Below are 9,662 nucleotides of genomic sequence, written 5' to 3'. Positions count from 1 at the left end.
TCACCGTGGTTGGAGCAGGCATCAAGTCACCGCCGGGTGTGCTTGCAAACAACGGGGAAGACCCGGAAATCCGATGACCGCTCCCGGTCAGCAGTCGCCGTCCGTGTCCGTGGTTCCCTCGCGCGCGGAACGCTCTAAGCTATCGCATGCTGGATGCTCTGATACAAGCTTGGCCCACTGTGTTTGCGGTCATGCATGCCGCCGCAGCGGCCGCCGTCACTGTTGATGCGGTGCTGCGCAAGCGCCACGTCAGCGCCGTGATCGGTTGGGTCGGACTTGCCTGGCTGGCGCCGGGCATCGGCTCGCTTCTCTATCTGGTGTTCGGCATCAACCGGATTCAGCGCAACACCGTCGCACTCGACCTGCGCGCGGCTTGGGGAAACGACAAGCACCCCATCCCGGCCGAAGCCAGCTCAATCGCTGCACAAGCCCTTTTGCAGGCCGATGTGGGTCTCGCCGGCCTGGAACAGCTTTGCGATCGCCTGACCGGCAAGCCGCTGCTGGCTGGCAACCACATCGATGCGCTGGAGGATGGCGATGCTGCCTATCCGGCCATGCTCGCTGCCATTTCAGGTGCTCAGCGGTCGATCACGCTGGCCACCTATATCTTTGACAACGACGCAGCAGGTCAAGCCTTTCTGCTGGCCTTGCGGGGCGCTCGCGAACGCGGCGTCGAGGTGCGCGTGCTGCTCGACGGACTGGGCCTGCGCTACAGCCGGCCGGACATGCTGCGTGCCCTGCGTCGCGCAGGAATCACCGCGGCGGCGTTCTCGCCGACGCGCAACCCCTTGCGCACGCGCTATGCCAACCTGCGCAACCACCGCAAGATCATGGTGGTCGACGGCACCTTTGGCTTCACCGGTGGGATGAACATCCGCGTGGGCCACTGGCTGGCCCGCCGACCAGCGAGCCCGGTGCGGTGCCTGCACTTCGGTGTGCGGGGGCCGGTGGTGGCCGATCTGCAGCGCACCTTTGCTGTGGACTGGGCCTATGCCTGCGGCGAGCACCTGCTCGGCGAGGTGTGGTTTCCGGCTCTGGATGCGTGCGGACCAGTTGCTGCCCGGGGTGTTGCAGACGGTCCCGACGCCGACATCGACAACCTTCCCCTAGTGCTGTTGGGGGCACTGGCCGTGGCACGGACGCGCGTTCGCATCGTGACCCCCTACTTTCTGCCCGACGAGACCTTGCTGGCGGCGCTGAAGGTCACAGCCCTGCGTGGCGTAGCCGTGGACATCGTGCTGCCGGAACGCAGCAACCTGCGTGTGATGGACTGGGCGACGCGTCCGCAACTGACTGAGCTCCTGGCCAGCGGGTGCCGCATCCACCTGAGCCCTCCACCTTTCGATCACACCAAGCTGTTGCTGGTCGACGAGCACTGGTCACTGATCGGCTCGACCAACTGGGATGCGCGAAGCCTGCGTTTGAACTTCGAATACAACCTCGTTTGTATCAACGAGGAACTTGCGCAGACGCTGAACAGCCTCGTTGGTGCCCGAGTTGGAAGTGCACGCCGCCTGGGGATGGCAGAACTCCGGAATCTTTCCATGCTGGTCCGCCTTCGAAACGGAATCGCCAGGCTGATGTCACCCTATCTCTGACCAATGATCGGCGGCGTGCTGGAATCCGCCAGACCGTGTTTCCATCAGCGTTCGGCTGACCGTGAAGCCTCCTGCAAGGCAAAAGGCGTCATCATCCAGCCATGCAAGTCGCCATCTTCAGCACCCGCCCCTACGACCGCGAATTCCTCACCCGCGCCAATGCCGCCGGCCGCCACACGTTTGTCTTTCATGAAGCCCGACTCGACGCGGGCACGGCCGCAGCCGCCCAGGGCGCGCAAGCGGTCTGTGCCTTCGTCAATGACCGGCTGAATGCCGAGACGCTGCAGCGCCTGCATGGCCTGGGTGTGCGCCTGGTCGCCCTGCGCAGCGCCGGCTTCAACCATGTGGACCTGCCTGCCGCTGCGGCACTGGGCATGGCGGTCGGCCGCGTGCCCGAGTACTCTCCCCACGCCGTGGCTGAGCACACCGTGGCCCTGGTGCTGACGCTCAACCGCAAGATCCACCGCGCCTACAACCGGGTGCGCGAAGGCAACTTCGCGCTGGAGGGCCTGCTGGGTTTCGACCTGCACGGTCGCACCGTCGGCGTCATCGGAACCGGCAAGATCGGAGCCTGTTTTGCCCGCATCATGGCCGGCTTTGGTTGCCGGGTGCTGGCCTTCGCGCCCAGCGTCAACCCGGAACTCACGGCGCTGGGGGCGCACTACGTCCCGCTGCCCGAGTTGCTGGCCCAAAGTGACATCGTGAGCCTGCATTGCCCGTTGACGCCTCAAACCCACCACCTGATTGACGACCATGCGCTGGCCACCATGAAGCGCGGTGTGATGCTGATCAACACCAGCCGCGGAGCCGTGGTCGATGCCCGGGCAGCGGTCGCAGCCTTGAAGAGCGGGCAACTCGGCAGCTTGGGCCTGGACGTGTACGAGGAAGAGGCCGACCTGTTTTTTCGCGACCTCTCGAACACGGTGCTGCACGACGACGTGTTTGCCCGGCTGCTGACTTTCCCCAACGTCATCGTGACCGGCCACCAGGGCTTCTTCACCGAGCAGGCGCTCACAGGCATCGCCGAAACCACCCTGGCCAACCTCGATCTTTTCGAAGCCGAGGGCCGACCGCTGCACCCGGTCTCGGTCGAGCGGATCGTCTGAGGGGCGGCGCAAGTGCAAGGCCTGGGCTGGGCCGCCACGTTGGCGGCAACACCGATCTTTGCGATCCTGGGGCTGATGCTGGGGCTGCACTGGTCCGCTGCGCGGGCCGGCGCTGCGGCGCTGGCGCTGGCCGCCTTGCTGGCTGTGGTGGTGTTCGACTTCGGCGCGCCGGGTGCCGCGCCGCTGAGGTCATTTGCCGGCGTGGTTGCCGAGGGCGGTTTTCTCACGCTGACCATCCTGTGGATCCTGTGGCCAGCACTGGCGCTGCACCGCCTGCAGCAAACCCGTGGTGCCATCGACACGCTGCGCAACAGCCTCACACGGTTGACCGGGTCAACAGCATTGCAGGCCTTGCTGGTGGGCTGGCTGATGGCCTTGTTCTTCGAAGGTGCGGCCGGCTTCGGTACGCCCGTGGCGCTGGCCGCGCCGCTGCTGGTGGGTCTGGGTTTTGCACCTGTTCCGGCGGTGGCGCTGGCCCTGCTCGGCCATGCGGTGGGGGTCTCGTTTGGCGCGCTGGGCACGCCGGTGCTGGCGCAGGTGGCCCTGACCGGGCTGGACGGCGTGCAGATCGCGTGGCGCACCGCCCTGCTGCACACGCTGCTGGGTGGCGTGATGATGGTGTTCTTCGTGCGCACACTGGCCGCCAGCGGGCACCGGCCCGGCTGGCGTTGGGCGGCACTGGCAGCGGCCGGCTTTCTGTTGCCTGGCATGGCGCTGGCAGCGTTGCTGGGGCCGGAACTGGCCACGTTGGGTGGAGCCCTGATTGGTGGGGCACTGTTCATTGCCGTGCTGCGCCGTCAGGCGGTGGCGCGCCTTGTGCCGTCGGGTGGCGGTGAGCCATTGGGCGCAGCAAGCGGCATGGCTCAGGCGCTTGCGCCCTACGGCGTGCTGGTGGTCGGGGTCGTGGCGCTGGCCGTGGCCAGGCTGTGGGCGCCGGTGGACGACGCCTTGTCCGGGGTGCAGGTCGCCTGGCAAGGCTTCGGTGGCTTTGGTGGGCGCATGCAGCCACTCACGCACCCTGGCACTCTGCTGCTGGTGTCGCTGCTGATCGGGGCGAGGCTGCAGCGAGTGCCTCTGCGTGATGTGGGTGGCGCGCTGGCCCACTCGGCCAGGCAACTGGTGCCGGTCACGCTGGCTTTGCTGGCCATGCTGGTGCTGTCCCGGCTGATGCTGCACGCCGGTTTCATTGGAACCCTGGAGCAGGCAGCGGTGCAGTTGGTCGGGCCGGCGTGGCCGTGGGTGGCTCCCGCCGTTGGTGCCCTGGGCAGCTTCGTCACCGGGTCGGCCACAGCGTCCAATGTGTTGTTCACCTCGCTGCAGGTGCAGACGGCGCAGGCCCTGGCGCTGCCGGTAACGGCCATCGTGGCGGCCCAGGGTTTTGGTGCTGCGGTGGGCAACATCGTGTGCCCGCACAACATCGTCGCCGGAGCCGCCACGGTGGGTCTGGCTGGCCGCGAAAGCGAGATCCTGCGGCGCATGCTGCTGCCCTGCGCGATCTACCTCGCCCTGGGCGGGGCCGTGCTCAGTGGTTTGTTGTGGAGCGGTCTTCTGACCGGCGCCTGAGAGAAGTGCTTCGCAAGTACCCGCTCTGCTTGCGGTCGCGTATGTGAGCCTTGCTTTGATCCTTGATGATCTGAGAGCGGCATGTTGCGGCTTGTCGAAGCCGCGACTCGCGAGGCGAACCCCGCAGATGGAATGACAAGTACAGCCAGGTGCACGGGGCATTGCGGTGCATTGCGGTGCATCCAGTAGGATCAAGTCGGCCCCATCACGAGCAAGCCTGGGTTGTGTCTCGACACGGGGCGCTTCACAAGTCGCATCCAAGGTACAAGGTCAGGCACCTGCCGCAGCGATCTCTACTGATGACCTGACGTTCAAACACTGAGGCTGGAGATACTTCATGGACTTCGTTGAATCGAAGGCGCCTCGCCCAAACGAGCTCCGCCGCACTTGGCTGTTCGGTCCAGGTGCGGACGCGCGCGCTCATGAGGCCATGCGCGGGAGCGGCGCGGATGCATTGATTGTTGACTTGGAGGACTTCACGCCTCCTGCCAGGCGCGAAGAAGCGCGCGGCATGTTGGTCAGCCTGCTGCGTTCGTGGAACGAAGCGAGCTTTGTGACGGCCGTTCGCGTCAACCAGCTGGACGAGGATGGTTCCATCGACCTTGCCGCTGCCATGGCTGGACGACCGCACGTCATCGCATACCCAATGGCAGTCAGCGCCAACCAGATGTCGGCGCTGGATGAAGCCATCACAAGCTGGGAGCGGCAGCTCGGCATCGGTCCAGGAACAACTGAAATCCTGCCTGTGTGCGAAACGGCATTGGGCGTGGCCGAAGTTCGTTCGATTGCTGCTGGCAGCTCGCGCATTCACGCTGCCCTGCTGGGCGCTGAGGACCTGGTGAACGATCTGTGTGCGGAGCGCCATCCGGGAGGCGACGAGCTCGCGCACGCCCGGAGACGATTTCTGCTCGACTGCCGAGCTGCACGAATCGAACCTATCGATGCTCCGTATACGTTCAGCGATGTAGAAGGCGCAATCCGTGAAACAGTCGAGTCCCGAAGGTTGGGCTACCGCAGCAAGTCTCTGGTTCGCGCCGACCACGCCGCGGCTATCAACCGTGCATTGACTCCAGACGCGCTGGAAGTACAGGGCGCTGTGGCAATCGTAGCGGCGTTTGAAGCTGCACGAGCTCGCGGCGAGGAGCGCGCCCTGGTGGACGGCCACTGGGTGGAGGTGCCCACATGGCGCAATGCTCACCGCTTGCTGGTTCGGGCCCGTGCACTTGGGGTCACCCCCCCGAGCTGACCACCCGGAGCCCCGTCTTTCTCAGCTCACTGGTGCCGTCGTCTGATCTCCAGAGGGCGGATGTGCAGCGGTAGCGGGCAGTGTCACCAAGCGGGTGTCAACTTTTGGTGGTGTTGCGGTCAGTCCTTGTTTGCCGAGATATGGTGCGACCAGCGTCTGGGACATCACCCCGGGAGGCATTCTTCGAATCTGACCGATGAAAAAGCACTGAGTGGGCGCCGATCACGGTTCCTGAATCGAGGCGCCCTGCAGGCGCAACGCGTTGCCAATCACTGATGCAGAACTCAGACTCATAGCCAATGCAGCGATCATGGGTGACAGCAGCCATCCGGTAAACGGGTACAGCAATCCAGCGGCCAGGGGAATTCCCAGAGCGTTGTAGAGGAAGGCAAAGACCAGGTTCTGTTTCATGTTGACTACCGTGGCCACCGAGAGTTCGCGGGCCGTGGCGATCCCGCGCAAATCGCCCTTGACCAAGGTGAGTTGCGCGCTGTTCATGGCCACGTCGGTGCCTGTTCCCATGGCAATACCCACATCGGCGCGGGCCAGGGCTGGCGCATCGTTGATACCGTCGCCTGCCATGGCCACCACGCGACCCTCGGCCTGGAGCTTCTCCACCAGCTTGAGTTTGTCGGCCGGTGTCACTTCGCCGTGCACCTCGTCGATGTCCAGGCGCTGGCCGACCGAACGCGCGGTGGTCAGCCCGTCGCCCGTGGCCATGACCACGCGGATGTTGGCCTGCCGCAGCGACGCCAGCGCATCGGCCGTGGTGGCCTTGATCGGGTCGGACACGGCGAGCAATCCAGCCAGTGCTTTGTTCACCGCGAGGTACATGACACTGGCGCCCTGTGCGCGAAGCGCCTCGGCTTCGGAGGCCAACGGCGCCGCGTTGACACCGAGCTGCTGCATCAGCGCGGTGTTGCCCAACGCCAGCGCCTGCCCGTCCACCAGGCCACGCACCCCGATGCCGGACTCGGAGTCGAACTGCTCGGACTCGTCGAGCGCAAGCCCTTGTTCCTTCGCCGCGGCCACGATGGCGGCAGCGAGCGGGTGTTCGCTGCCCTGGTCCAGGCTGGCGGCCAAGCGCAACACCTCGTCTTCGGCAAAGCTCCCGAAGCCGATGGCGCGCTCAAAGCGCGGGCGCCCTTCGGTCAAAGTACCTGTCTTGTCGACGATCAGGGTATCGACTTTGCGCAGGTTCTCGATGGCCGCAGCGTCGCGAAACAGCACGCCATGGGTGGCACCGCGCCCAGTGGCCACCATGATGGACATGGGCGTGGCCAGCCCCAGTGCGCACGGGCAGGCGATGATGAGCACGGCCACCGAGTTGATCAGCCCATGTACCCAGCTCGGTTCGGGGCCGAAAACGCCCCAGCCGAAAAAGGTGAGCAGCGCCGCCACCACTACCCCCACCACAAAGTAGCCCGCCACCTGATCGGCCATGCGTTGCATGGGCGCGCGCGATCGCTGCGCCATGGCGACCATCTGCACGATCTGCGAGAGCACGGTGGCCGAGCCCACATGCCCGGACTTCATCACGAGCGCGCCGCTGGTGTTGAGCGTGGCACCGATCAGCTTGTCGCCCACGCGTTTGGTGACCGGCAGTGGCTCGCCGGTGAGCATCGATTCGTCCACCGCGCTGCTGCCTTCGACCACCGTGCCGTCGGTGGGCACTTTCTCGCCCGGGCGCACGCGCAGCAGGTCGCCCACATGCACGTGGGCCAGCGGAATGTCTTCTTCCTGCCCGTCGGCTGTGATGCGACGCGCGGTCTTGGGCGCCAACCCCAGCAGCGAACGGATGGCCGCCGAGGTTTGTGAACGCGCCTTGAGTTCCAGCAGCTGGCCCAGCAAGGTGAGCGAGATGATCACGGCCGCCGCTTCGTAGTACACCGACACGCGTCCCATGGAGACGAACGAATCGGGGAACACCTGCGGCGCCACCGTGGCCACGACGCTGTAGACAAACGCCGACCCGGTGCCCAGGCTGATCAGCGTCCACATGTTGGGGCTGCGGTTCAGCACCGACTGCGCACCGCGCACGAAGAACGGCCAGCCGGCCCAGAGCACCACCGGCACGGTGAGCACGAGCTCAATCCAGCTTTGCGTGGCCATCTCGAACCAGCCAAGGTTGTGACCAAACATCGCCAGCACTGCCACCACCACGGTGAGCGGAAGCGTCCACCAGAAGCGGCGCCGGAAGTCAAGCAACTCAGGGTTGTCATCGTCGTCAAGATCCGGCATCAAAGGCTCAAGCGTCATGCCGCACTTGGGACAGCTGCCCGGATGGTCCTGGCGGATCTCCGGGTGCATCGGACAGGTGTAGACCGTGCCCTCCAGCGGAGATATCACAGGTGGAGAAGCCGGCGCACCCGGGCTTCCAGCGTGACGGTGTTCGTGATGACGATGTGACTCCATGGGGCGGCTCCAATCTTCAGGCTGGCTTTGCCAGGCCCGTGGTGGGGTCAACTGCAGCAGCAACCGCCCATGGGCGCAACGGCCGGAGGCGGACTGTCGGGTGCCCGACCTGGCGGGGCGCCATTTGTGACCACCACGCTTTCGTAGCGCCTTGCGGCCAATGCAGAAATCAGCTGCGATGGCGCCACGCTCGCCTCTGCTGTGACCCTCACACGGCCAGCTCGCAGATCCACGGCGACGTGATGCACGCCGTTGATGGGAACCAGGGCTGCTGTGACGCGCTGGACGCAGGCACCGCAGGTCATGCCCTGCACGTCGAGATCGATGGCATTCATCGTGTTCTCCTTCACTTGCCGGCAGGCGGGATGGTGCCGCCCGGCATGCGCTGCATCATCATTTCCATCATGGTCTGCATCATGTCCATGCGCATCTCCATCATCTGATGGTGCTTCGACATGTCCATGGGCATGTCCTTCTTGCCAGACATCCCCGGCATGCCCGGCATGCCCGCCTTGCCGTGCATGCCGCCCATGCCTTTCATGTCCTTCATGCCTTTCATCATGGCCATGCCTTCGTGCATGGATTTCATGTGCTCCTCCATCAAGGCCTGGCGCTCAGCAGGCGTCTTGGCATTCATCATCTTGTCTCGCATGGCCTGCATGGCTTTCATGTGGTCATGCATGGCAGTTGGCGCTCCCGACGAGGCCGCAGCGGCTTGATGGGCGGCGTGTTCGTCGGCCTTGGCTGCCGACATGGGACCTGCTCCCGGGGCGTTCGGGTTGGCGCAAGCAGTCAGCAAAACAGCGGTGGAAAGCATGAGGAAGGTGTGGATGGTTTTCATGATGGTGTTCTTGAAGGAATGGGGGAGCCGCCGCGGGCGGCAACAGGATGGGGATGCCAGTCAGGAGCGGGGCGCCGTCTGAGTGACCCAGACAGCAAGCGCGCTCATCGCAATGGCTGCGAAGCGGCCTACAACGTCAGACGATGGGGTCGCGCGGCGATGGGCGAAGCCATGTGCGCGGGTCTGTTCGCATGCACTCGCAGATGAACTGCGGTTGCAGAGGCCACGATTGCTGGCAACGTCCGGTACAGCACGCCAACCCAACCTGGACCGCCATCGGTGATGGGCTGATCGACCTTGGGGATTGCCAGCGGTGCCTCATCGCAAAACTTGAGGCATCCCGCGTCGGTTTGGCCGGTTTGCGCGCCGTGGTGGCTTTCAGCAACCAGCACATCGTGGAGCGTCGCCTGGATCGAAAAATGGCTCCCGTGGACTCGCTCGTTCAGGAAACACGCGTTGGCCACGCCCGCGCCCATCGCAAACAACCACACCGCCAGGATCAACCAGGTGGCATGGCGCAGCGAACGGCGATTAATGGGCATGTCGGTGGGACGATCCGTAAAGACAGTTCAAGGCTATACCTGAGGGCTGAAGATGCGTTGACGCAGATCAAGCAAGCTGACGCCGAGGCTGACCGCAGCTGAACCAGTTTGCGACGGGGCGCCTCGATCGTCGGTTCGTCACCGTACAGAGCGACTTGCGGCCGGGCAAGCCGCAGTTGGCTACCTCAGTGAGCGTCATGGTGAACGTGCACGCCGCGCATCCAGGCCATGAGTGGACGGCCACCTCATGGGTTTGATCACGCTCACGATGGGCCTGCCGTTGGCCTGCAACAAGGAAAACCAGGAAGACAAAATGCCGCTGCTCGACACGGCAGACACCTTGAAGGACAC

The 9,662-nt window shown here is 64.9% G+C and carries 8 protein-coding genes; 4 read left to right on the top strand and 4 right to left on the bottom strand.

Annotation, left to right across the window (positions count from 1 at the left end; all coding sequences use genetic code 11):
* The first annotated feature begins 146 nt into the window (after positions 1-146).
* From Q0C59_RS09250 to Q0C59_RS09235, 4 genes are all read left to right on the top strand, one after another.
* Complete coding sequence (locus tag Q0C59_RS09250) at positions 147-1,598, top strand: phosphatidylserine/phosphatidylglycerophosphate/cardiolipin synthase family protein (protein WP_291214365.1); 1,452 nt, start codon at positions 147-149, stop codon at positions 1,596-1,598.
* A 101-nt stretch (positions 1,599-1,699) separates the two neighbouring features.
* A complete protein-coding gene (locus tag Q0C59_RS09245) occupies positions 1,700-2,704 on the top strand; it encodes a 2-hydroxyacid dehydrogenase (RefSeq protein WP_291214363.1) in 1,005 nt (334 codons plus the stop codon).
* 12 nt (positions 2,705-2,716) lie between these two features.
* Positions 2,717-4,267, top strand: a complete 1,551-nt coding sequence (locus Q0C59_RS09240; protein ID WP_291214362.1) for an L-lactate permease — start codon at positions 2,717-2,719, stop codon at positions 4,265-4,267.
* 337 nt (positions 4,268-4,604) lie between these two features.
* A complete protein-coding gene (locus Q0C59_RS09235) occupies positions 4,605-5,513 on the top strand; it encodes a CoA ester lyase (protein ID WP_291214360.1) in 909 nt (302 codons plus the stop codon).
* Positions 5,514-5,735: 222 nt separating this feature from the next.
* Here the strand turns inward: Q0C59_RS09235 and Q0C59_RS09230 are convergent, their stop codons facing one another.
* From Q0C59_RS09230 to Q0C59_RS09215, 4 genes are all read right to left on the bottom strand, one after another.
* The gene (locus Q0C59_RS09230; protein WP_291214358.1) at positions 5,736-7,928 is read right to left on the bottom strand and encodes a copper-translocating P-type ATPase; all 2,193 of its coding nucleotides are present in this window, start codon (positions 7,926-7,928) and stop codon (positions 5,736-5,738) included.
* A gap of 47 nt (positions 7,929-7,975) precedes the next feature.
* Positions 7,976-8,263 carry a heavy-metal-associated domain-containing protein gene (locus tag Q0C59_RS09225; RefSeq protein WP_291214356.1) on the bottom strand — a complete coding sequence of 96 codons (288 nt, stop codon included), beginning with the start codon at positions 8,261-8,263 and terminating at the stop codon, positions 7,976-7,978.
* Between the two features lie 11 nt (positions 8,264-8,274).
* Positions 8,275-8,769 (bottom strand): hypothetical protein, encoded by a 495-nt coding sequence (locus Q0C59_RS09220; protein WP_291214354.1) that lies wholly within the window; start codon positions 8,767-8,769, stop codon positions 8,275-8,277.
* Positions 8,770-8,897: 128 nt separating this feature from the next.
* A complete protein-coding gene (locus tag Q0C59_RS09215; RefSeq protein WP_291214352.1) occupies positions 8,898-9,311 on the bottom strand; it encodes a hypothetical protein in 414 nt (137 codons plus the stop codon).
* Positions 9,312-9,662 lie beyond the last annotated feature (351 nt).

Origin of the sequence: Hydrogenophaga sp. (assembly GCF_022844385.1) — a bacterium.
Taxonomy (GTDB): Bacteria; Pseudomonadota; Gammaproteobacteria; order Burkholderiales; family Burkholderiaceae_C; genus Hydrogenophaga.
Note: the sequence above shows the minus strand (reverse complement) of the source record. Positions and strands in the feature narration are given on the sequence as shown.